The following is a 23985-nucleotide window of genomic DNA, read 5'->3' as shown; positions in this document are numbered from 1 at the left end:
CCAAAGGCTTAGCTCATTTGTGCTGCAACTTCTGCTGCGAAGTCATCTTCAGCTTTCTCAATTCCTTCACCAACTTCAAGGCGAATAAATTCAGTAATTTCAGCAGTACCACCACATGCTTTTGCTGCTTTTTCAACTGCTTGTGCCACAGTCAATTTATCATCTAAAACATATTGTTGGTCAAGTAATGCCTGCTCTTGATCAAGGAGCGTGTTATCTAAAATAAAACGAGCAATTTTACCCGGAATAATTTTATCTAAAATTTTTTCAGGTTTGCCCTCTGCAAGTAACTCAGCTTTGATGTCAGCTTCAGCTTTTGCCATAACTTCATCAGTAAGTTGCATCATAGATACATACTGCGGTACATTTTTAAGAGGTTTTTTAAGTCTTGCTAACTCTTCATTATCTTTTTTAAGTGCTTCAATACGACCTTTTGTTTCACCTTCAACATACTCAGAATCAAAATCTTTGTAACTTAATGTACTGGGTTTCATAGCAGATGCATGCATTGCAACTTGTTTCAATGTATCTCTCATACACTCTGCAGTTTTTTCACTGTCACATTTTGCTTTAACGATAACTGCAATACGATTGTTTGAGTGAATATACCCATTTAAAGCTTCATTTGGTTCATCAGCATTCAATGTTGCAAAACGGCGAAGTTCAATCTTTTCACCGATTTTTGTTACAGATTCTGTAAATTTATTTCCAAAATCACTGTTCATAAATGCTTCAACATCGGCAGGATTATTGTTAAAAATCTCTTCAGCAGTCTCTTTTACAAGGTTTTGAAAACCTTCATTTTGAGCAACAAAGTCAGTTTCAGAGTTTACTTCTGCAACTGTTGCTTTTGAGAAATCATCTGCAATTTTAAGTCCAGTAAGACCTTCTGCTGCAACACGGTCAGCTTTTTTAGCTGCTTTGGCGATACCACGCTCTTTTAGCAGCTCTTTTGCTTTTTCCATATCTCCGTCAGCTTCAACTAAAACTTTTTTACAATCCATCATTGGTGCGTCTGTCGCTTGACGCAACTCTTTTACCATTGCTGCTGTAACTGCTGCCATGATTATGCTTCCTCTGTAGTTTCTACTGCTGCTGCTTCAGTTGCCGGAGCTTCCTCAGTCGCTGCTTCTTCTGTTTGCTCTTGCTCTGCCGGTGCATCACGAAGTGCTTTACCTTCATTGATAGCCGCTGTCATTTCACGACAGAAAAGTTGAATAGAACGAATCGCATCATCATTACCGGGAATTGGGTAAGTGATAAGGTCAGGGTCACAGTTAGTATCTAGTGGCGCTACAACTGGAATGTTTAAACAACGAGCTTCTAAAACTGCGATGTGTTCTTTTACAGCGTCAACTACAAATAACATATCAGGAAGTTTTTTCATATTACGGATACCACCGAAATATTGCTCTAGTTTGTCTTTTTTTCTTGAAAGCATTAATGCTTCTTTTTTTGTAAGAAGATCAATTTGACCATTTTCTTGCATTTCAGTAATAACGTCAAGTTTACGGATAGATTTTTGAATAGTCGGAAAGTTAGTAAGCATACCACCTAACCATCTGTTATCTACGTAAGGCATGTTACAAGCGATTGCTGCATCTCTTACAGAGTTACGAGCTTGTTTCTTTGTACCAACGAAAAGTACAGTTTTACCTTCAGCCGCTGCATCCATAACGATTGTATATGTATTACGGAAATAACGAAGTGTTTTTTGTAAATCTATAATATAGATATTTTTACGAACACCGAAAATGTATTTTTTCATTTTTGGGTTCCAACGACGAGTTTGGTGTCCGAAGTGTACACCACATTCTAATAGGTCTTTCATAGTTACCATGGGGTAATCCTTAAAGGTTTTGTTTCAAACCAGAAATTTATCAGTTGGCTTTGGTAATGTCGAACAATTATCCGTTAAAAAACGGGTTGCACTGACTTTTGACACATACCTGTTAATATTTTCAACTGTTTATTACAGAAGAAAAATCCGCGAATTATACTAAATATATGTTTAAATAAAGCTTTTTGTTTGAATCTCTTTTTTTATAAATATAACTAATTTTTATACATATTAAAGGTAGATTTAAAAGTAAATTTATCTTAAACAATGTATAGTATCACAGAAATAACACAAAAAAAGGGACAAAATGAAGAAGCCTCTCCTCCTCTCTTTAGCAACTATTGCTATATTGGGAACAACAAACGTAAGTGCAGAATCAATGTATGACAGATTTCAAGCGATGGAGCTTGAAATGAAGAAAATGAAAAAAGAGCTTGATGAACTCAAAGCCAAGCAAAATGCAGTAGCAGCAGCTGATGAAGAAGAAGATGAGGATGAAGTTTCATCCGACAACAAAGAGACAGCTTCGGCGGATGATGAAGAAGATGAAGGCGAGGATGAAGAGATGACAGTAGAGGAGCAGCTTGCAGATATTCAAGATACTCTTTCAGATTTAAATAAAAACACAAATGGTAATCATATAAAATTCAATGTTGATTACAGATTTGCTGTTGAAAATCTTCAATATAAAATGGCAGACGGAAGCAAACAGGAAAATGATGCTTTTATGACAAACAGACTTTGGTTAAATATGAACTGGGCAGCAACAAAAAACTTGAGTTTTACAGGGCAGCTTGCTTATAACAAAGCATTTGGTGCAAGAAGCGGTGCATCAGATCCGACAAATTCTTCATTTGAAACATTTGACTGGATAGCAAATGAAAATGCTTACGATGATACACTCAGAGTGCGTTCTGCATACTTTTTATATAAAAACGATACCTTCATGGGTACAGATGTGCCCTGGACATTCAGTATAGGACGCCGCCCATCAACAAACGGGCACCTTGTAAACTTAAGAGATGACGACCATGCGGCCTCTCCTATGGGACACAATATCAATGTTGAATTTGACGGTCTGAGTTCAAAATTTGCTTTGGAAAATGTAACCGGCGTTGATGGTATGTATGTCAAATTTTGTGCCGGTCGCGGTATGAGCAATGCAGCACCGAGATTTAATTCAGCACCGTATGCAGATACGACTTCAAACTCTGCTATTGATTTAGTAGGTCTTATCTTCACGCCTTGGAGCGACGGGCAGTATACTATTAACTCTCAGTACTATTATGCCGGGAATTTGATTGATGTTAAAAACTCAAATGACCAAAGTCAAGGTTTCAAAACAGTAGGTAATCTACACGCTATAACAGCCAACTTTGTTGCAAACGGTATAGGTGACGGTATAAATGACTTTTTAGACGATACTGTTTTCTTTATCAGTGGTGCTATGAGTATTACAGATCCTGACAACGGACAAAGTATGCTCGGATCAACTGAAGCGCAAAACGGTTACTCTGAGTGGGTAGGCGTACAATATCCGTCACTTATAAGTGAAGAAGGAAGATGGGGTCTTGAATATAATCACGGTTCTAAATACTGGAGAAGTATTACATACGGTGAGGACACAAATATCGGTTCAAAACTTGCAGCACGCGGTGATGCTTATGAAGCATATTTTACAGAACCGTTGATAGACGACATCTTATCCCTGCAGATTCGTTATACATATATAGACTATAAATATGCAGGAAGCAATGGTTTCTTTGGAAGCACTTCAGGAAATGCTATGAGTATTAATGAAGCTATAGCAGCCGGTAACGGTTCTAAAGTCGTAGACAAGGCACAAGACATCCGTTTCTATCTTAGATACAGATACTAATCTTATATCTCTTTATTTGGTTCACCCAGATAAAAACCTTGCACACGTTCAATATCAAGCGCTTTGACTTTTTCAAATACCGCTTGATTATGAACGAACTCCGCAATCGTAATTAAATTCAGCTTTTTAGCAAAATCCACAATCGTTTCAACAACTATTTGAACATTGACATCCGTATCAAGATTTTTTATAAGGCTTCCGTCAATTTTAATGTAATCAATGTCAAGTTTGAGAATATGCTCATAATTCGAATAGCCTGAACCGAAATCATCTATGGAAATTTTACAGCCTAATCGTTTCATGTTCAATATAAATGAAGAAACCTCCTCATAATTATCTATTCCCTCTGTTTCAAGAATTTCAAAGACGATTTTATTACTGACTTCGTATTTCTGCATAGTTTTTTGAATATATACAACCATATCAACATCAAGGATGTCATGAATAGAGAGGTTGACAGAAAAAGTTGTGTCTATATGCTGAAAATATTGGCAGCTTTTTTCAATCATTATCTTGGTTAATTTGGGATAAAGTTTACTTTTTTTGGCAATACCCAAAAACTTATATGGACTTACTACTGAGCCGTCTGTGTCTACCAATCGTATTAAGCACTCATAACTTACTGCTTCTTTAGTTTGTGTATCAAATATTGGTTGAAAAAAGGGGACTATTCTATCTTCTTTGATGGCACTTTTTAGTTTTTTCACCCATTCCATATTTTCTTTATACTGTCTTTTTACTTCCAACTTTTCATCATAAAGTAAGAAGTATTTTCTATGTTCTTTTGCAAGTTTTAAGGCTATATCTGCTTTTTCAAGCATCTCTTTTGAATCCAAAGTACCGCCTATTGTAACTCTTATGTAAATCTCATGTTGTTTATGTATAAAAAGCATTTTTTCAATCCCTTTTGACAAAGTATTTACAACTCTCACAAAACTTCTATAAGAGGGTTTATGTTGAAAAAACAGAGCAAATTCATCGCCCGAAAGTCGACTAATACTAATATTTTTTTCATCTTCAACAAGATACTGCAGTCTTTTTGCAAACTCTATTAAAATATAATCACCAACATTCTGCCCATAAAAGTCATTAATCTCTTTAAAATCATCAATATTTAAAATTAACAATGCACCGTTATTATTGGAGTTTTTAATATCTTTAAAGAGTTTTCTTCTATTTGGCAACTGTGTTAAATCATCTATAAACAATTGCTTTCGTAACTCCGCAGTTTTGTTGTCTACTTCTTTTTCCAAATATGCGTTGATATCTTTTTGTTTGCTTGCAAAATCAAATATTTTTTCCTGCATCTCATTCAATGCGGACAATATAAGCGAAATTTCATTGTTCTCTTTTATCGGCTCTATTTGAAGTTTTTTCTGTGGCGAAAAATCTTTTAGCAATTTAGCAGTTTTTCTTAAAGGTTTTAGCAATTTTTTAATATACATACCAAGTAAAACAATTATTATCATAAGTATTACAAGCATCATAAGCAAAAGTTTAGTATATGTATTTATAAGTTGTTTATAGTTATGATTAGAATAATTTAACACAATAATACCTATTTTCTTTTGGGAATTTGGCTGTAAAATATCTTTTTTAATCACAAAAAAACTTTCATACTTGTTTGTAGATTTAATTTCATAAAGAGTTATGTTATCTTTGAGAACTTTTACAGACAAAATATCTTTATTTTGCATCAATTGTTCAAGTATAGATTGAATTTTATTTTCCATCCCCAAATAAATATCTATCGCTAGCAAAGGTTCTATGGTTTTTACTATAAGTGTCGCTTTTTGTAGTTCTAGCTTATAAAAGGCTTCTTTGTTTATTTTTTCAAATACGAGAAAAACCCCTCCAATAACTATGATAGAAGTAATAATAATAGAGCTCATAATCCTGAATGACAGCGACTCAAATTTTCTTTCTTTCATATAATAGCCCTATTTTTTAGAACTATTTTATCATAAATATAAAATCAAATGCTGTTTTTATCTATAAATTTTACCATTTGAAGCAAGAAATCTCCAAAATCAATATTCTTTATATGCAGATACTCTTTGTTGAGATAAAGCACCGTTGAGTTTTCTATAATTAGAGAAAAGAGTAATCCATATTTTAAATTATTTATATCATAAGAAAAGCTGATTATTCTCTTTTCATAAGCAATTTTTGCAGCTTTTTGAATATTTTTTGTTGATGACTTTAAAACATAAAAAGCAGATGCTTTTGTGTCCGTTGAAAGATGAGAAAAATCAACTAAATGAATCTCGTACGGATATTTATCAAAACGGCCTTTAAATGTAGTCTCTATATATTTCTTTACATGTAAAGCAGTTTGATAATCACTCCCGTCATATACGATTGTATAAATTATTTTATTTTTTACAAGTTTGTTTTCTATCTTTTTATCCAGCAGCATTATTTTTGGAAAAATTGATGCCTGTGCTTTGAGTAATAAATCATCATAGTTATATCCAAAAAGCAACTGGACTAATAAAAAATAGAATAAAAGAACTCGTATCATCTAAAAATTCTTTTTCAATGTAATTAAAAATGTTCTGCGCTCCTGCGCATAATCATCTACATAGGTATTTTGAGGTGACAGATATCTCACATCGGCATTAAATATATTTTTCACACTGACATTTACGGTATAGTTATAATGTGAATTTTCATAGTTCAAAGCAGTATCTAATGTTGTGTAGGGCTTTACTTTGGGGCGTAAATCTGTGTTCATCCTCTCTTTAGAACTGACATATTTCAATGTTGTTCCTAAAGATAAAGCACAGTTAAAATTATAAATATAGTACCCTTTTGCCAGATGGTGTGAAACATTTGGTATATTATTGGTTGCATTGGTACCATCGATAGTATAACTTCCGTCTATATATGTATAATTTGCATATAATTCATCATTTGCTAATATATGCCCTTTATATTCGAGTTCAATCCCGTAAATATCTGTTTTTGCCGTATTTTTATAAACGGGATCGGCAGCCGAGTTATATATTTGATTTTTATTGACAAGATAAAAAACGCTACTCTGCAGATAGGTATCATTGGAAAAGTTTCTTATATATGCCATTTCATACGACGCTACTTTCTCCGGTTCCAAATCTGTACTGCCCACTCTTGCACGATTGTTTTTCGTAAACATCTCCTGCCAGGAAGGATTTCTATGAGAAGTGCTGTATATAGCTTTAAAAATATTTTTATAATCTTTGCGGTACACAAAAGAGATTCTCGGCTCAAGTCCTGCATCTTTATAAGAATTCTGCTCGTAATTGACGCCATATAAAATACTCAACTTGTCATTCACATCATATGCATCCTCTAAAGAGAATGCAAAAACACTACGGTGTGCATCTTTGTCAAAAAACGGCAGTGTATAGGTATAATCAACCAAGGCAACATCACCCGTTGCTCTATTTGAAAGTTTAGATATCATCTCAATCGTTTTTTCCTGAGTCACTCTATATCCAAAAGCTATTTGATGCTTTTTAAAACCATTGTACTTCAGATATGAAGACTGATATAAAACTCTTTGTTTTGCATAATGCTCTCCATAGGCACCATCAGGAAAGACTACCCCGCTTAGATTGACATCATCCGGTCCAAGCTTTGCCTTTGAATCATAAGTATCATATTTCACTCCTGCTTTTATATCTATATTGAAATCATTGATTTTTTTAGCATAGCCTAATTCAGCATAATAACTCGGAAGTTTTACTCTGTCACTTGCTTGAGGCAGAGCAAGATTGATGCCGTAAGCACTGCCCTGCTTATGCTGGAGGACACGGGCTTTGAGAGAAATTCCTTTATACAGGAGGTTTACTCCCAGCGAATATTCATCAAGCCATAAAGGAGCTTCACCTGACTGAGACAAGCCTGTATTAGCTGCACCTAAAGAGCCTTGTGAGAGTCCGTCAGGACCGGATGAAATTTTTTTATCATCTTTTTGATAGTAAAAATCTATATGCGTTTTAAAATTTTCTGTTTTAAAGTTTTTAACAAAACCACCCATTTTATAATCATACGAGCCGTACTTAAAAACCAGTTTATCATTTGATTCAAAACCCTTAAAATCTTCTGCATAGGTCACAACATTAATAGAACCGGCATAAGCGTTAATACCATCAACCTTACTTCCCGATCCTCTGATGACTTCTATGCGTTTAATCATATCTATAGGCATAGACAAATACTCAGAGTAGGCATCAAAAAACAGATTGTTTACCAAAACACCGTCTATTAAAAGTTTAGACTGCCCATAAGCAAAGGGGTTAGAACCTCTAAAAATAGGTATTTGATTGTTAGTATTATCTGTTGCCATATCAATACCCGGAACAAGCATCAACGCCTCTTTAAGATTCGATACACCTAACTTTTCCAACTCCTTACTCTTAAATGTAGAAATGATATAAGGCTGGTAATGCTCATTTTGTTTTGTCTGTGTGGCAATTGTGTTAAAGTGTTTCATGTCCGTAGATATAGACGAAAGCAGATTATCTGCTTGAAGATGCAGGGCGCCCATACACAATACTAAAAAGAGGTTGATTCTATATTTCATATTTTTGCTGCTCCCACAGTTAAATAAATTCAGGATTTACTTTGCCTAACTCTTCTGTATATAATATACACGGATAATGCAAACCAAAATTTCCATGCCTTTACTTTTCTCCTATTGAATGATACGGCATCTTATAAATTTTTGTAGATATTCTGGGTATATCTCCATCAGTATTTTATACCCGAATGCAAAAACTTTATCTAATAATTCCTTATCAGTGACTTCTAAAAATGTAAGATTAATCATAAACTTTTATATCATTTTAATTTTGAAGTTCTTCCAGTTTTTCTTTAACCGTTTCGATATGCCCTTTTACTCGAACTTTTTCCCATTTTGCACGAACTATGCCCTGAGGGTCTATGATGAATGTCGAACGGACTATACCCATGTACTCTTTACCATAGTTTTTCTTTAACTGCCACACACCATACTTTTGCATCATATCTGTACTCTCATCACTCAAAAGTGTAATGCCCAAGTCATGCTTCTCAATAAAATTTCTATGTTTTTTCGTAGTGTCTGCGCTCACACCGAGTATCACAGCATCTAAAGATGAAAAATCCGGTGCCGCCTCAGTAAATTCACAGGCTTCTGTTGTGCATCCCGGCGTATTGTCTCTGGGATAAAAATAGAGTACTATCCATTTTCCTTTTAAATCCCGTAAACACATCTCAACATCATCTTGATTCGGCAGGCAAAAATCCGGTGCCTTGTCTCCGACTTCTATCATTTTCTCTCCTTACTTTTTAATATATTAATATACAAACAACAGCAAATAAACCCAGATACCGCTAAATGAAGTAAAAACTATACCTAAAAAAGTTTTTAAAGCCAAAACTTTATGCTCATTGGACTTTGGTCCCGGTATTAATCTTTTGGAAAATTGATAATCTGCCTTAACAATTGTAATACTCCAGTAAATCAGTGTCAACACTGCAATTATTACATGTAAGCCTAACACAATTGAAACATAAGTATGCGAAACACCGCTTCCCTTTATAAAAGCATCAAAACCGCCGCCAATACGCACACCATATTCAAAGTACCCTACAACTATCACTGATACGATAAAAATAAGATTCTGACTCAAAGCATGTGCTTTGTAAAGCTTTTGTCTTGCCAGCTTTATAGCGCCGTAAACAAGCACTGGAAGAACAGCCACAATAAGTGTCACCACATCCATAAACAAAGGTGCTCTTGTTCCCAAAAACCCTTGTGCAAACATATAATCCATACTTTACGCCTTTCTTTTTTGATAAGTGTAGTATATCCACACTAATATTACTAACAAAACCAAAACTATTATAGTTATTTCTTTTAAGTATTCATGAATCAAGGCTTCATTTGCGCCTATGAAATAACCCAAAAGTGTCAAAACCAGCGCCCATATTCCGGCACCCAAGGTTGTAAATATCGAAAATTCGACAATATTCATACGTGCAAGTCCTGCCGGTATAGAAATAAGCTGACGAATCCCGGGGATGAGTCTTCCTGTAAAAGTGGAAATATGTCCGTGACTTTTAAAATAACGCTCCATTTTATCAAGTGTTTCTGGAAAAATAAAAAAATATTTGCCGAATTTCAAAAGAAATTTACGTCCCAAAGTCAGTGCCAAATAGTAGTTTATAAAGGCACCAAGAAGGGAACCTCCCAAAGCACTGCCCATAATATAAGTGATGCTCATATCTCCCTTAGATGCCAAATACCCGGCAGGAACCAAAACAATTTCACTCGGAAAAGGAATAAAAGAGGACTCTATAACCATCATAATAAAAATGCCCAGATATCCCCAGTCAAATATCAAATCAACTAATTGTTGTGCCAGTTCTTGTATCATTTGAGCTTCTTTTGTACATCTTGTATCATCTGTTGTGCGACATCCTGGGTTACATACTCTAAAAGTTTTTCACTTTTTTCTTTAAGCTCGGGATTTTTAAACACTTTGATCAGTTTTGGTTTTAAATTTTGGCCTTCTCTCTCGCACCAAGCCAAATTATTTTTGACAAGAAACTGTGCATTATAGTACTGATGGTCGCCTGCTGCATACGGGTAAGGAACAAAAAATGCCGGACATCCGTTTGCTGTGAGTTCCCATAAAGTTGAAGCGCCTGCACGTGAAACTGCCAAATCAGCACGTGTAATCAACTCCGGCAGGTTTTTCGTAAAGGCATAAAGTTCAACCGCAACACCAAGCTTTTCATACTCCTGCTTTACTCTTTCATAATCTGTCTCACCTGCTTGATGAATGATAGCTATACCCATTTTTTGCAGTTTGTGTGCGACACTGAGTGCCAAATCATTGATAGCTTTTGCGCCGTGAGAACCGCCTAAAAATATAATGGTTTTAAGCTCGTCTCTTACCCTGGCATTTTTATAATAGAACTCTTTTACCGGATAACCTTGTATTGGAGAATTTTCATCATAGGCTGAGACAAAACTTTTGGCATATTTTTTCAACAGTGAGTTCAAGCGCCCCTCTACTGAATTTTGTTCATGTATAAAAAGTGGAATAAAAAGGCTCAAAGAGGCAAAAGATGCCGGTGCTGCAGAAAATCCGCCTACACTGTAAGTTGCTTGAATTTTATGTTTTTTTAAAATTTTTCTTGCCTGTAAAAAAGCCTTAAAAACTTTATATAAAGCTTTGAGTTTTGCACTGCCTTTTTGGTTGACAACACCCGTCGTTTCTAAAAAGTAAACATGAGAAAAGTTACTATGTTCTTGAAAATATTTTTTATCCTGTCCTGAGGTTGAGCCAATAAATATTACTTCATTTCCATCAGCTGCTGCAGCCTCAGACAAAGACTCTGCAATCATCAAGTGTCCACCTGTTCCGCCGCCTGTAATACATAATTTCATTGGTATGTCCTTAATCCATTTTCGCTTTTTTAGATGCCATCAACACCATGCCTACACCAAAAGCAGCACCAAGCATCGCAGAACCTCCGTAAGAGAGAAAAGGAACTGAAATCCCTTTAATAGGCGTTATACCGCTTATTCCATATGCATTGACCAGAAATGAAAAAGAGAGAATCAATCCGATGCCGATGCTGAAAAGATAGATGCTTGTGTCTTTTGTTCTGTTTGCTATTTTAAATATGCGTTGAATCATCCACATAAAAATAACAACAACACTCAAAACACCCAAAAATCCAAATTCTTCAGCAAGTCCTGCCAACACAAAGTCGGTATGGACCTCACTTAAAAAACCAAGCTTGAATGTACCGTTTGCAAGCCCTGTGCCAAAGAGACCGCCGTTATGTATAGCATTCAAAGAGTGGCCTATCTGGTAAGGTTCTACTTCAACAGGCACTCGGAGTTTATCTGCAATAGCATCGGGTAAAAGTTCGAGTACAGAGTTTTGTGCCAGTGCCCACCATGATTTGATTCTAAGTATTCTATGGTGTGCTGTTAAAATAAATACAATAATTGCTCCGAAAATAACGGCCAGAATAGATAAGAAAAATCGGAAGCTGCTTCCTGCAAAAATCAGCATAAAAAGTAATGTAGCACCCAAAACAACAACCTGACCCAAATCTTTTTGTAAAAAAGCTATGATAAACATTGCCCCTAAAAAAATGATAGCATATGGCATAAACCTTTTAAATTCTCCAGAGAGTCCAATACCGTCATGGTGCCCAAGTTTACGTGAAAAGCTCCAGGCCAAAAAGTAAACAAAACCAACTTTAAAAAACTCCACCGGTGCGAGTGAAAAACCTGCTATTTTAATCCACCTTTTTGCCCCGCCGACTTCAGAAACAACACTCTCAGGTAAAAAGGGCATCGCTATCATTAAAATCAAAGAGCCAAAAAAAAGTGTAAATCCTATAGGCTTGAGCCATTTGTCCGGATCAAGTTGTGAGAGTATAAAAATAAGAACTATGCTCATCAGTCCAAAAATTGTCTGCCTTATTGCAAAATGGAACTCATTCACGCCAAAAAGCAGTGTTGTATAGGGTGTGAGTGTGTAAGAGAGCACTATACTGATGCCGATTAAAAGTGATACAAGGGTAAAAAGTTTTCTATCTGCACTCACTATAATCTACTTTATCTTATTTATTTTTAAAACAAATTCCACTTCCGGTTTGGAGAGATGCAGTTCTTTGGAAATCGTTTCTATGGAAACACCCTGTTGAAAAAGAGATATTATTTTTTCATCATCATTGCCATGGATTGATGCAGGAATGGATATCTGTTTTACACCACTTTCAAGTTGGAGTATTTTAGTCTCCATATCATGTTCAATTGTATTAATGTTACTTTGAAGCTGTTTTATTGCCAAAGAAAGGGGATGCACCATATCATACACACTCCGCTCTATCTCTTGATAAATCTCATCATCATTCATTCTTTGAGAATTGTCTTCAATGCTGCTTTGTGTTTGGTCGAGCTTTTTTTTCAAATAATAGAGTTCTCTATTCAAATCTTCAACCACAGAAGCAACTGAACGAATATTTCGAGAGTACTGGGCATCTTTTGTAAATACATAATACAGCAAATATAAAATAACTCCGCCAAGGATAACAATGAGATATTCTATATTAAAACTGAAGTTTTCTAAATTCACTGTTTTTTCTCTTTTGATTCACGAATTAAAATACGCTCACGCGCTGTCAAGTAAGCAGCCCACTCTTTTTCATCCCGCTCATGCATTCTTGTAATCTGTGCTAAATTCTGAGAAACTGCCTTAAAAAAAACACCGATATCACGTTTTGGATGTACAGGCATGGCAATACGTCCGTAGTACTCTTTGCCCTCTTGCAACAAAGGCTCTTCCAATTCAAAATACTCAAAACCTATAGCGCGAATATGTGCTTCGTTTGTCAAAGAGAGTCTTTTTGGTGTTTCATTTTTTAAAAACATTTCAAGAGCATCTATTTTTCGATGAAGTTCCACCATCAAATTAAGTAACACAGGATCACTCTCCGCGGTTTCACCGCGAGCTTTTGCAAGTTTGAGCCACTGGGAAATCGGATCATCATCACTTTGGCTAAGCTGCTGATACTCTCTTTCATATGCCCCTTTATCTAAATTGGCTTCTGAAAACACTATATCAATCGGTGCCGGAACTAAACGCGGTGTACTCATGATACTGTCCTGTCTATAATTATTAAAACAAAAAAGGCAATGCCCAAATAGCCGTTAACTGTAAAAAAAGCACGGTCAATCTTTGTAAAATCTTTTCTTACGAGCATCTGCTCATAGTACAGTACAAAACCACTGCCAATAGCTGCGATATAGGCAAACAGGCCAAGATCTGCAGCCCATACAAAAAGCAGCCAAAAAAGAACTGCAAGTGCATGAAAAAGTGCAGAGATAAAAAGTGTGGCATCCGCTCCGTATCGCGATGGAATAGAATAGAGGTCATTGTCTTTGTCAAAATCCATATCTTGCAGCGAATAGAGCAAATCAAATCCGGCAACCCAAAAAATAACACCTAACGAAAGGAGTACCGACCATAAAGGAATAGAAGCACTCACGGCAACCACACCGGCAATAGGTGCAAGACCCAAAGCAACGCCTAAAACAACATGCGCCAAAGAGGAAAAACGTTTAATGTAAGAGTAAGAAGCCAAAACAACTAAAATAGGAATACTTAAAGCAAAGGCCAATGAGTTTATCATATATGCCACTGCTACGAAAATAGCAGCATTGACAACAATAAAAATAAATATACTCACTTTGTCAAGTCTGCCGTCAACATTTGGGCGGTTTGTCGTTCTGGGGTTTTTCGCATCTATATCAATATCGGCATAGCGGTTCACACCCATTGCAAAATTTCTTGCACTGACTGCAGCCAAAACTCCCATAATCAAAAGCCATAGCCCGAACCAGCCGTCAGCCGCTACTATCATCGCTATAAATATAAACGGAAGGGAAAAGATGGAATGTTCAAACATCACAAGTTCATTAAAATCTTTTGCTTTTTGTATTATTCTTTGCAAATCAAACCTCATCTTTATTGTTATGTTATATTTTATCTAAAAGTGATTTAAAGTTTAATGATATTAAGTCATTCCCTTTTCAAATGCCTTCATATATTCATAAAGTAATTGCACTTTATCCGTATGACGCATAGCGTCCTTTTCAAGTGCACTTTTTTCTACTTCTTGCATAAGTTCATAAATATCTTCAAGGTACAGTGCTCCTGCAGCACCTTTTAACTTATGTGCAGTCTCATAGATTTTCTTATTATCTTGTTCTTTAAAAGCTTTTTCAAGAACAGGCACAAATTCTTGCAAACTCTCTAGAAATAATCTTAAAAGTTTAAGACCCACTTCTTTATTGAGCCCTATTTTTTCATTTACCTGCTGTAAAACTTTTTGTATATCTATAGTTTTTTCAGTTTCTCCTTTCTTTGCATATTTACATAAAATTTGCTCCAGCATTGTCGTATCAATCGGCTTGCTTAAATAATCATCCATACCGCTTTGTATAAATCGTTCTTTATCCCCTTTAATCGCATTTGCCGTCAACGCGACAATTGCAACATCTGCTTGTAAATCTTTTCTAATATACTCAGCGGCTTCCAAACCGTTCATTACAGGCATATTGATATCCATAAAAATCACGTCATAATCATTTTGTTGCACTTTTTGCACGGCTTCTTTCCCATCACATGCAAATTCAAGCGTAATATTTTTATATTTTTGAAAAATCGACTCTATAAGCATTCTGTTGACATGATAATCTTCCGCCACAAGTACACTCAAATAAAGTTTATCACAATCTTTTTGTTCTTGACACACAACATCAACATTATTTTCCACTAAAACATCCTGCAGTGCATTACATGTATCAAACTCCAAATCAAAAAAGAAACAGCTGCCCTCATTTTTTACAGAACTTACATGTAATTCACTCCCAAAAACCTGAAGCAGATCGGCACTTATACTTAGTCCCAATCCGGTGCCTCCGAACTTTCTTGTAGTAGAAGTTTCTGCCTGAGCAAAAGGTTTAAAAATCTCTTGTAATTTTTCTTTTGCGATGCCGATGCCGCTGTCCTCTATACTAAAATGCATAATTTGACGATTCTCTTTTTGCTGCAGCAAAGATATACAAAATCTTACATCTCCATACTCCGGTGTAAATTTAATTGCGTTGGAGAGTAAATTAATTATAACCTGACGAAGACGGGTAGCGTCACTGTATATACATGTAGATATAGCATTATCAATTTCAAGCGTATAGTTAAGTGCTTTTTCCTCTGCCACTGATTTTAGCAATTCATATGTTGTCGCAAATTCCACAAAAGGGTTCAACGGAATCTTTTCAAGAGAGATTTTATTATTGGTTATTTTCGAAGAGTCTAGAATATCATTTACGATGTCTAAAAGCGTTTTTGTCGAAGAGTTGATGACGTTAACATATTTTTCCTGTGCAGTATCAAGTTGAGTTTTACTAAGCAACTCTGTAAAGCCCAATATACCGTTCATCGGTGTTCTTATTTCGTGGCTCATATTTGCCAAAAACATTGCCTGTGCGGCTTCAGCCTCTTCAGCTTTTTTACGGCTTTGCACCAATGAGGTCACATCTTCACGAATCGCCATATACTCTATAATCTCATTATTTTCATCATGGATTGGAATGATAGAGCTTTTTACATAGTAACTGCTTCCGTCTTTTGCTATATTTGAAAATTCTCCCTGCCAAATATTTCCTTTGGTTATTTCTTTCCATAACTCCGTAAAAACCTCATCAGGCACATCAGGGTCACGCACGATATTATGCGATTTACCGATAAGTTCCTCTTTTGTATAGCCGCTTACCTCCTCAAAACGCTCATTCACGTAAGTTATATTTCCCAGCATATCGGTTCTTGAAATAATAACTACGCTGTCAAGTGCTTTTAAGAACTCATCAAGCTTAAATTTTGAAGCTCTAAAGATTTTTTCCTGCTCTTTTAATTCCGTTGTTACATACTCTATCAGATTAAAAAGTGCGCTGTCGGTTTTTGAACTGTTTCTAATTTTTCTCTTCTCATTGACGCCATGCTTAACCGTTTGCGTTCCTTTTTCACGTAAAAAAAGTATAGTGGTCGTCACATTAAAAAGTCTTGCCTTGTCATCATTGTGAAAAAATTCTCCAAAGGTAAAAAAACCGCTTGTCGGTGCCGCATTTTCAAGTAGCCGAAATATTTTTTCAAGTTCTTTGTCTAAAAATTGTTTTCTTGCTATACAAGAGTAGATAAAACATGCCTGCAAAGAGTTATTATCCATATCTTCTTTAAGGCTGTACTGATTGACAAGCGTTCTACTGCCTATACCGAAATAAACCTCTTCCCCCTCTTCTAAAGTACCGCCGTATAACAGGCTCCCATCATCAAATACATTCAACATAGACCTTGCTATAAGCATATCGTCTTCTTTACGAATAAGCGGGAATTCAATGGTAGAAGCAGGCATATTGTCAACCGCAAATTCGCCGAGTACTTCTGCATACACATCTTTTATAGGACGATGATTAATCTCATAAACTCTTGCCCCATCTGCTTTTGTAATCGTAAATGTCGGACCGACCGCTCTCCAGCCTAAATTATAATCTTGAAGAACTTCTAACGCATCCCCTTTTAAACTAACACACACAGCACCGCCGTCAAAAACCTTATCGCCGATAACGGTATAGGTTTGTTGAAACTGCAGCATATCCGCAGCCATACCGCCTGCAATGGCTACCTTGTTAAAGTTACAAGAAGAGAGCCCGTGTAAATACTCCTGCCCGTTATGCTCGAGACCGTCTAAAAAGGTAATAACACACTTTGTATCTTTATCAAATACTCTTTTAGACAGAGCAAGTCCCAACCTGTAAGAATCATCTTCTCTCTCATAATAAGCACTTATTTTTGTTTTTTCAAATACCGAAATACTGACAACAGTACTTTCATCAAGCATCTCGCCGTTTACGATTTCTCCTGCAGCGGAAGCACCGATAAGTGTTGCACTCGGAAGGGCAGAAATGATTTGTGAGGCAATATTTTCTATCTCTTTTTTAGAATTATGAGAAGTAAACATTTGAATCAAAATATTTTTCTGATTCACGTCAATAGCAGACTTTTTCAAAAACTTGCCAAAGTCATCAAGGTCTGTATAGTTATGATTATATTGCTGCATTATAAAATCTTTTTATTTGAGTTTACACTATAAGGTATTATAAAGTTATTAAGTTCTTAATAATTAATATCTATCAAACAAAAATTTGAGTAGAATATTCTAAATTTTTAAAGGTCCACACAATAATGAAATTTATTATTTTTATCTCTTTTATACTCTTGTTTAGCGCCTGTAATCTTACTGAATCAAAAGAAGACATAGCAGCCAAAAAGCTTGAACAAAAAAAAGCTTTTGAAGAAAAGATCGCCGATACAAAAGAAGTCCAACTCAAAAAAATAGATGCACAAAAAGAGCAGGAACTGGCAAAAATAAATTCACAGACTACGCTGGCAACACTTGAAAAAGAACAGCTTTTAGAAAAAATAAAACTCGAAGCTCAGGCAGAAAAAGAAAAAATGCTTTTGGCTCAGGCAAAAGAAAAAGAAGTGTTTGAAGCAAAACTGCGCGACTTGGAGCGTCAAGATGCCATGGAGATAAAACGCTACTTACTGCTTATACTTTTTTTACTTTTAGTTATTGCCTCTTATTTTATCTATCTTTATTTTAAACGCAGACATGATGACAAACTCAAAGCTTATCAAGATAATTTGGACAAATATTTTCACCAGCAGGAAAATATGACAAAAATGCGTATAGCCGAAAAAATCATCGACACTGTTGCAAGCGGAAAACTGGCAAAAGAGCAGGAGAGTGAACTTATAAAAGCGCTCAGCGGCAATATATCACCTGCAGATGAGCCAAAACTTTTAAATGAAACAAATAAAAATATCGAGCTGATTGAAGAGAAAAATTCACACTAAGGCTTTGAAATGCTTTTTACCATAGTACTGTTTGTTTATATACTCGGCTTATTATCCGCTCTTAATGCAATAATGACCGCAAGAACTTCGCAAGGTGCTACAGCATGGGTGATTTCACTTGTGACTTTACCCTATATCGCCGTTCCTCTTTACTGGTTTTTCGGCAGGAGCAAGTTTAACGGCTACACAGCAGCACGCAAAAAGGCTGAAAAACTTGTAACTGACAGACTCCAAAATATTGTCACACAGACAAAAAATTATATACCGCAGGAATCAGCTCTGGGAATTTTTGAAAGAACTTCCCAACAATTAGCCAAAATGCCTTATCTTCAGGCAAATGAACTCGATTTATTAATTGACGGTGAAAAAACATTTCAAAGTATTTTAGCCGGTATTAATGAAGCAGAAAAATATATACTCTTGGAATTCTACATCATCCGTGACGACAACCTCGGTTATCAGATACAACGTACCCTGATAAAAAAAGCAAACGAGGGCGTGAAAATATACTTCTTATATGATGAAATAGGAAGCTATGAACTTTCTCAAAACTACCTTGATGAAATGCGACAAGCAGGCATACAGGTTTATAATTTTCACACGCAAAAAGGTATTAAAAACAGATTTCAAATCAATTTTAGAAATCATCGTAAAATAGTTGTAGTTGATGGAAAATCAGCCTGGATCGGTGGACATAACATCGGCGATGAGTACCTCTCAAAAAATAAAAAATTCGGACATTGGAGAGATACGCATATAAAAATCACCGGACCCTCTGTTATAGCAGTGCAAACAATATTTATCGAAGACTGGTACTGGGCTGCCGAGTATCTTATTGATTGTTTAAAATGGAATCCTGTGTCATCCAAGAAAGAAAATAAAAAAGTTTTAATTGTACCTTCTTCTCCTGCAGATATATTAGAAACCGCTTCACTGATGTTTATGCAGGCAATAAACAGTGCAACAAAACGCATTTGGATATCAAGCTCTTACTTTGTTCCAGACAGCGCTATTATTAAAGCATTGCAGCTTGCAGGGCTGAGAGGTATTGATGTACGTATTCTCATACCTAAAAGAGCCGATCATATTCTTGTTTATCTTGCAGCGTTTAGCTATTTTAAAACCGTCAGCGCAACAGGTGTAAAATTTTTTCGCTACAACAACGGTTTTTTACATCAAAAAGTAATGCTTATTGATGATTCTCATACAGCCGTCAGCACCGCAAATCTTGATAATCGTTCTTTTAGACTCAATTTTGAAATTACAGCTTTAGTCACAGACAACTCTTTTGCCCAAGAGATCAAAGAGATGTTTGAAAATGATTTCAGACACTCATATGAAATAAAAATAGCCGAGCTTGAAAAACAAGCTTTCCTTTTTAAGCTTGCCACGCGTCTGGCAAGACTGACCTCACCGGTACTATAGTAAGGATTGGTATTATGTTCATCCCCAAGCAAATACCCAAAAAACTGACACATCAAGCCGACTCTTTACCATGTAAATTTTCTCTTTTGGTCTGGAATGTACACAAAGAAAACCAAACAAAAGCTTTTGAAAAAAGTTTTTCTGCTCTTATGCAGACAAATCCAAGTGATATACTGTTACTACAAGAGGTTAAGTACCCAAAAAAGAGCACTTTTTCCTTTAATAAATACTCTTTCGCTCTTGGAGCAAATATTGAGACAAAGCAAAATATCTTCGGTGTTTTAACTGCTGCAAAATGTTCATTTCATAATATCACGATATCACTTTCGACAAAAAAAGAGCTTTGGTTTAGCAGCCATAAAAGCTTCTTAATCTCTCAGCATAAAGTATGCAACGCCAAAACCCTTTATCTTGCCAATATTCATGCCGTTAATTTTGTTTCGCACAAAGCTTTCACCCATGAACTCCAAAAAATAAAAAATTCTCTCCAAGAACTTGAAGGTCCTTTAATAATCGGCGGAGATTTTAACAACTGGAGCAAAAAACGTCTTAAAATTTTAGAAAATTTTCAAAAAGAGCTGGGGCTTTGTAAACTTGCCGTAGAAGAATCACACCATGTCAAACAAATTTTTTCACAGACGATTGATCATATCTACTATCGCGGCATCAAACCCTTAAAAGCAATGGCAGTCGATACAAAAAAAATTTCAGATCATAATCCGATTTATGCACTTTTTGAACTTGAACAATAAAGTGATATAATCCTTTTATGAAACAAATAGCCATTATAGGGCCTACCGCCTCTGGGAAAAGTGATTTAGCCATTGCAATTGCACAGCAGATGAATGCATATATACTCTCTATAGACTCACTCAGTCTTTATAAAGAAATAGATATCGTCTCAGCAAAACCCTCACGCGAAGAATTGGCACAAATCAAACACTACGGCATTAATGAGCTCTTTGTTAATGAATACTTCAGTGTTGATATATTTATAGATTTATATAAAAAAGTACGCCTTACATGTAAAGAAGATAATAAAAACTTAGTAATAGTCGGCGGTACCTCTTTTTACCTCAAATCTTTAATAGAGGGGCTTTCGTCTTTACCGAACATAAGCCCGGAACATAGCTTACATGTAACAGAGCAATTACAGGATTTAGATGCCTGTTATAAATTTTTGACAAAAATTGATGCAGAGTATATGCAAAAAATAGCACCCAATGACAAATACCGCATGGAAAAAGCGCTGTTAATTTATGAAGCATCGCGTATAAGTCCGAGTGAGTGGTTTAGACAAAATCTTCCAAAGCCTGTTATTACAGATGTAAAGATTTACAATATTGATGTTTCAAGAGAAGTACTGCGTGAACGTATTGCAAACAGAACGCATAAAATGTATGAAAAGGGGCTGATTGACGAGATCTGTTTTTTAGAACAAAAATATACAAGAGCGCCGCATGCTATGGGTGCCATAGGAATTGTGGAAGTATTGGATTATTTGGACGGCAAGGCAGACAAAGATGCAATGCTCTCTTTGATATCTACCCACACAGCCCAGCTTGCAAAAAGGCAGCAAACCTTTAACCGCACGCAGTTTAGTGATATCACAAGTGCAAAGCTTGAAGATTTACAAGATATTATTCTTGACAGATTTTAGCATACATATCTGAACGTCTGTCTTTTAGCAGTCCCCAATACTCTCTTTGTTTTGCATTTTCATCCAAGTCAAATTCAGCATAGATAACTGCCTCTTTGTCTCTTGGGGCCTCGGCGATTATTTTGCCTGTATAGTCTGTGATGAATGAAGAACCGTAAAAAGTAAGTTCGCAGCTTTCTCCCCGTTCTTTGCCTGTGCGATTGGCTGCTACGACAGGCACGGTATTTGTCGCGGCATGTCCCATCTGTACTCTTTGCCAATGCTCTTTTGAATCTAGATGAATCTCGGGTTCACTCCCGATAGCCGTGGGGTAAAATATAATCTCTGCACCCATCAGCGTCAAAGCACGCGCCGTTTCACAAAACCATTGATCCCAGCAGATACCCACCCCGATTTTTGCATAAGCTGTTTCATAAACTTTAAATCCTGTATCGCCGGGGGCGAAATAAAACTTCTCTTCATACCCGGGACCGTCGGGAATATGTGTTTTTCGGTAATTATCCATCACGCTGCCGTCTGCATCAACGACCACAAGCGAGTTAAAGTAGCCTTTTTCAGCTTTTTCAAAATAACTAACTAATATAACTACATGGTACTCTTTTGCCAAAGCTGCAAAATGTTGTATTAGTTCGTTATTCTTTAAAGGTTGCGCCCATTCAAAATACTTTTCATCTATATCTTTACAAAAGTAAAGCGTTTGAAAAAGCTCAGGTAAAAGTATGATATTTGCACCCTCTGCAGCAGCCTTTTTAACCAATTGCTCAGCCTTTTTGACATTTGAGTTTTTATCTTCACTCATGCGCATTTGAATTGCCGATACTTTTACCTTTGCGTGCACGACTACCCTCTACCTGTCACTTCTAAGAGATGATAGCCAAACTGTGTTTGAATCGGTCCGTACACGACACCTACATCACCGCTAAAAACCGCCTTATCAAATTCAGGCACCATCTGTCCCGGTCCAAACTGTCCTAAATCTCCGCCGTTTCTTGAAGATGGACAGCTAGAGTTTGCTTGTGCCACTTCACCGAAATCCGCTCCATTTTCTATCTCTGTTTTTAATTCATTACATTTTTCTTCACTGTCTACTAAAATATGTCTTGCTGTTGCCCATGCCATACTATCATTCCTTAATTTTGTTTCACAAAATAAAAGAAACCCATCGCACTTGTGCGATTTTGCTCCTATACTTTGTTTATAAAATTTTACTCTATTTTTACTTATGCTTTATAATAATTGGAGATTAATTTTGGAAGCGATGCTTTAGCTTCGCCCCTTGGTCTTGGATAAAACCCATGTTGTAAAACTACAATTAAATTGTCATACTTGTATTAACTACTTTTACCTATAATACTGAAAAAATACGGAGAAGATATATGAAAAATATAATTATTGCAATTTTGGCAGCTTTTTTACTGCTGGGCTGTAGCTCAAAAAGTGATGAAAACAAAAATGTTGAGCCCAAGCTTGTCGCTGGAAAGAGCCTTGCAGATTTACATTTAAAAGACCAATTTGGTAAAGAGCATACATTAAATGCAGATACTTACAAAGTCATTTTTGCTTTCGACAAAGAGCCGGCACACACATGTAACGACTTTTTCAACACTCAAAAACCTACATATCTGCAAGAGCATCATGTGCAGTTTGTCGCTGATGTGAGTGCTGCACCTTCAATTATCAGAAGCCTTTTTATTCTACCGGGACTCAAAGACTTTAAGCATATTGTACTGCTTTTAGATGACAAAAAAACAGCAGCACCATACAGAAAAGGCATTGATACGACAAAAATAGTCGTTGTCACTGTTTTAAACAAAAAAATCACCGACCTCAAAACTATCAGCACAAAACAAGAACTGCAAAAAACTGTAGAAGATGACTCGGCTATGTCATACATAGCTCCGGTTATCAACAAAGTAATGAACAGTGTCGACAGCGTTACAAAATAGCAGCGATAGACTCAAAAATATAATCAGGCTTGATACCAAAAGACAAATCGATTTTTGAAAATTTTCCTGTTTTAACAAGAGCCGCTTGTATGCCGGCTTCTTGTGCCCCTTTTATATCACTCTCTATATCATCACCTATCATCACACACTCATTTGGGCTTACATGTAAGCTTGCACAGGCCAGATGATAAAACTCTCTGCTCGGTTTTCCTATCAGTGAGGCTTCTTGTCCGCTCCCGTACTCTAATGCACTCACAAAACAGCCTGCATCCATACTCAGTTCATTATCGCTATCTTTAAAGTACCTGTTTTTTGCAATCCCAAGCAATGAAGCACCGTCCATCAGTTTTCTAAACGCACAGTTGAGATTTTTATAATTAAAATTATCTTGGGCATCACCAACGACAACATATTTTTCTTCATAATATTTCAGATCATCAAAAAAACAAAGAGCATCATCCGTGAGCAAAAACTCAGCAAAACTTTTCTCTTTTTCTAAAAACATTTTTGTAACATCAAGGGCTGTAATAATTTCATTACTTGTAATTTCAAAGCCCATTTTTTGAAGTTTTTTAACGACCTGAGCAGAAGTTCTTTGAGTCGTGTTTGTCAAAAAACGTATAGGATAATGCTTTTTTATCTCTTTTACCGCCTCTACTGCTCCTTCTATCGGTTTATCACCTACATATAGTACACCGCCGATATCACATAATACCGCTTTAATAGATTCATCAAACATAACTTTATCCTCCTATTAA

General features: G+C 36.0%; 23 protein-coding genes. 6 read left to right on the top strand and 17 right to left on the bottom strand.

Features of this window, described 5'->3' with window-relative positions; genetic code table 11:
- Positions 1–8 precede the first annotated feature (8 nt).
- The gene (gene tsf, locus SAUT_RS02015) at positions 9–1064 is read right to left on the bottom strand and encodes a translation elongation factor Ts (protein WP_013326205.1); all 1056 of its coding nucleotides are present in this window, start codon (positions 1062–1064) and stop codon (positions 9–11) included.
- Positions 1065–1066: 2 nt separating this feature from the next.
- Entirely contained in the window at positions 1067–1840 is a 774-nt protein-coding gene (gene rpsB, locus SAUT_RS02010; protein ID WP_013326204.1) for a 30S ribosomal protein S2, read from the bottom strand.
- A gap of 307 nt (positions 1841–2147) precedes the next feature.
- Here rpsB and SAUT_RS02005 point away from each other — a divergent pair, with 307 nt between their 5' ends.
- The gene (locus SAUT_RS02005; RefSeq protein WP_013326203.1) at positions 2148–3719 is read left to right on the top strand and encodes a DUF3373 domain-containing protein; all 1572 of its coding nucleotides are present in this window, start codon (positions 2148–2150) and stop codon (positions 3717–3719) included.
- A 2-nt stretch (positions 3720–3721) separates the two neighbouring features.
- On the opposite strand, the gene SAUT_RS02000 is transcribed toward SAUT_RS02005, so the two are convergent.
- The 12 genes from SAUT_RS02000 to SAUT_RS11005 form a co-directional block, all read right to left on the bottom strand.
- Positions 3722–5650: a bifunctional diguanylate cyclase/phosphodiesterase gene (locus SAUT_RS02000; RefSeq protein ID WP_013326202.1), complete on the bottom strand. Its 1929-nt coding sequence runs from the start codon at positions 5648–5650 to the stop codon at positions 3722–3724.
- 44 nt (positions 5651–5694) lie between these two features.
- Positions 5695–6243 (bottom strand): hypothetical protein, encoded by a 549-nt coding sequence (locus SAUT_RS01995; RefSeq protein ID WP_013326201.1) that lies wholly within the window; start codon positions 6241–6243, stop codon positions 5695–5697.
- Complete coding sequence (locus SAUT_RS01990; protein WP_013326200.1) at positions 6244–8289, bottom strand: TonB-dependent receptor plug domain-containing protein; 2046 nt, start codon at positions 8287–8289, stop codon at positions 6244–6246.
- Positions 8290–8551: 262 nt separating this feature from the next.
- A complete protein-coding gene (gene bcp, locus SAUT_RS01985) occupies positions 8552–9019 on the bottom strand; it encodes a thioredoxin-dependent thiol peroxidase (protein WP_013326199.1) in 468 nt (155 codons plus the stop codon).
- A 24-nt stretch (positions 9020–9043) separates the two neighbouring features.
- On the bottom strand, positions 9044–9523 hold the full coding sequence (locus SAUT_RS01980; protein ID WP_013326198.1) for a DUF420 domain-containing protein: 480 nt from the start codon (positions 9521–9523) through the stop codon (positions 9044–9046).
- 3 nt (positions 9524–9526) lie between these two features.
- Positions 9527–10126 (bottom strand): DedA family protein, encoded by a 600-nt coding sequence (locus tag SAUT_RS01975; RefSeq protein ID WP_013326197.1) that lies wholly within the window; start codon positions 10124–10126, stop codon positions 9527–9529.
- Positions 10123–11145 carry an undecaprenyldiphospho-muramoylpentapeptide beta-N-acetylglucosaminyltransferase gene (gene murG / locus SAUT_RS01970; protein WP_013326196.1) on the bottom strand — a complete coding sequence of 341 codons (1023 nt, stop codon included), beginning with the start codon at positions 11143–11145 and terminating at the stop codon, positions 10123–10125. Before murG ends, SAUT_RS01975 begins: the two co-directional genes overlap by 4 nt.
- A gap of 10 nt (positions 11146–11155) precedes the next feature.
- On the bottom strand, positions 11156–12322 hold the full coding sequence (locus SAUT_RS01965; protein ID WP_013326195.1) for an FtsW/RodA/SpoVE family cell cycle protein: 1167 nt from the start codon (positions 12320–12322) through the stop codon (positions 11156–11158).
- Positions 12323–12328: 6 nt separating this feature from the next.
- Positions 12329–12853 (bottom strand): hypothetical protein, encoded by a 525-nt coding sequence (locus tag SAUT_RS01960; protein ID WP_013326194.1) that lies wholly within the window; start codon positions 12851–12853, stop codon positions 12329–12331.
- The gene (locus SAUT_RS01955) at positions 12850–13374 is read right to left on the bottom strand and encodes a hypothetical protein (protein ID WP_013326193.1); all 525 of its coding nucleotides are present in this window, start codon (positions 13372–13374) and stop codon (positions 12850–12852) included. The genes SAUT_RS01960 and SAUT_RS01955 overlap by 4 nt, the downstream gene beginning before the upstream one ends.
- Positions 13371–14231, bottom strand: coding sequence for a menaquinone biosynthesis prenyltransferase MqnP (gene mqnP / locus SAUT_RS01950; protein ID WP_013326192.1), 861 nt, complete (start codon positions 14229–14231; stop codon positions 13371–13373). Before mqnP ends, SAUT_RS01955 begins: the two co-directional genes overlap by 4 nt.
- 63 nt (positions 14232–14294) lie before the next feature.
- Positions 14295–17396, bottom strand: a complete 3102-nt coding sequence (locus SAUT_RS11005) for an FIST N-terminal domain-containing protein (RefSeq protein WP_013326191.1) — start codon at positions 17394–17396, stop codon at positions 14295–14297.
- Between the two features lie 125 nt (positions 17397–17521).
- On the opposite strand from SAUT_RS11005, the gene SAUT_RS01940 reads away from it, so the two are divergent.
- The 4 genes from SAUT_RS01940 to miaA are packed head-to-tail and all read left to right on the top strand — an operon-like array spanning position 17522 to position 21281.
- Positions 17522–18196, top strand: a complete 675-nt coding sequence (locus tag SAUT_RS01940; protein ID WP_013326190.1) for a hypothetical protein — start codon at positions 17522–17524, stop codon at positions 18194–18196.
- A gap of 9 nt (positions 18197–18205) precedes the next feature.
- Positions 18206–19621: a cardiolipin synthase gene (cls, locus tag SAUT_RS01935; protein WP_013326189.1), complete on the top strand. Its 1416-nt coding sequence runs from the start codon at positions 18206–18208 to the stop codon at positions 19619–19621.
- 14 nt (positions 19622–19635) lie between these two features.
- A complete protein-coding gene (locus tag SAUT_RS01930) occupies positions 19636–20373 on the top strand; it encodes an endonuclease/exonuclease/phosphatase family protein (protein WP_013326188.1) in 738 nt (245 codons plus the stop codon).
- Positions 20374–20390: 17 nt separating this feature from the next.
- On the top strand, positions 20391–21281 hold the full coding sequence (gene miaA / locus SAUT_RS01925; RefSeq protein WP_013326187.1) for a tRNA (adenosine(37)-N6)-dimethylallyltransferase MiaA: 891 nt from the start codon (positions 20391–20393) through the stop codon (positions 21279–21281).
- Here the strand turns inward: miaA and aguB are convergent.
- A complete protein-coding gene (gene aguB, locus SAUT_RS01920) occupies positions 21262–22119 on the bottom strand; it encodes an N-carbamoylputrescine amidase (protein WP_013326186.1) in 858 nt (285 codons plus the stop codon). The two genes, miaA and aguB, sit on opposite strands and share 20 nt — an antisense overlap.
- Positions 22120–22121: 2 nt before the next feature.
- Complete coding sequence (locus SAUT_RS01915) at positions 22122–22400, bottom strand: peptidylprolyl isomerase (protein WP_013326185.1); 279 nt, start codon at positions 22398–22400, stop codon at positions 22122–22124.
- A gap of 257 nt (positions 22401–22657) precedes the next feature.
- On the opposite strand from SAUT_RS01915, the gene SAUT_RS01910 reads away from it, so the two are divergent.
- Positions 22658–23227: a hypothetical protein gene (locus SAUT_RS01910; RefSeq protein ID WP_013326184.1), complete on the top strand. Its 570-nt coding sequence runs from the start codon at positions 22658–22660 to the stop codon at positions 23225–23227.
- Here the strand turns inward: SAUT_RS01910 and SAUT_RS01905 are convergent.
- Positions 23217–23966 carry a TIGR01458 family HAD-type hydrolase gene (locus SAUT_RS01905; RefSeq protein ID WP_013326183.1) on the bottom strand — a complete coding sequence of 250 codons (750 nt, stop codon included), beginning with the start codon at positions 23964–23966 and terminating at the stop codon, positions 23217–23219. The genes SAUT_RS01910 and SAUT_RS01905 overlap by 11 nt on opposite strands.
- Positions 23967–23985 lie beyond the last annotated feature (19 nt).

This window comes from Sulfurimonas autotrophica DSM 16294 (assembly GCF_000147355.1).
Classification (GTDB): Bacteria; Campylobacterota; Campylobacteria; order Campylobacterales; family Sulfurimonadaceae; genus Sulfurimonas; species Sulfurimonas autotrophica.
This window is presented reverse-complemented; position numbering and strand designations above follow the sequence as displayed.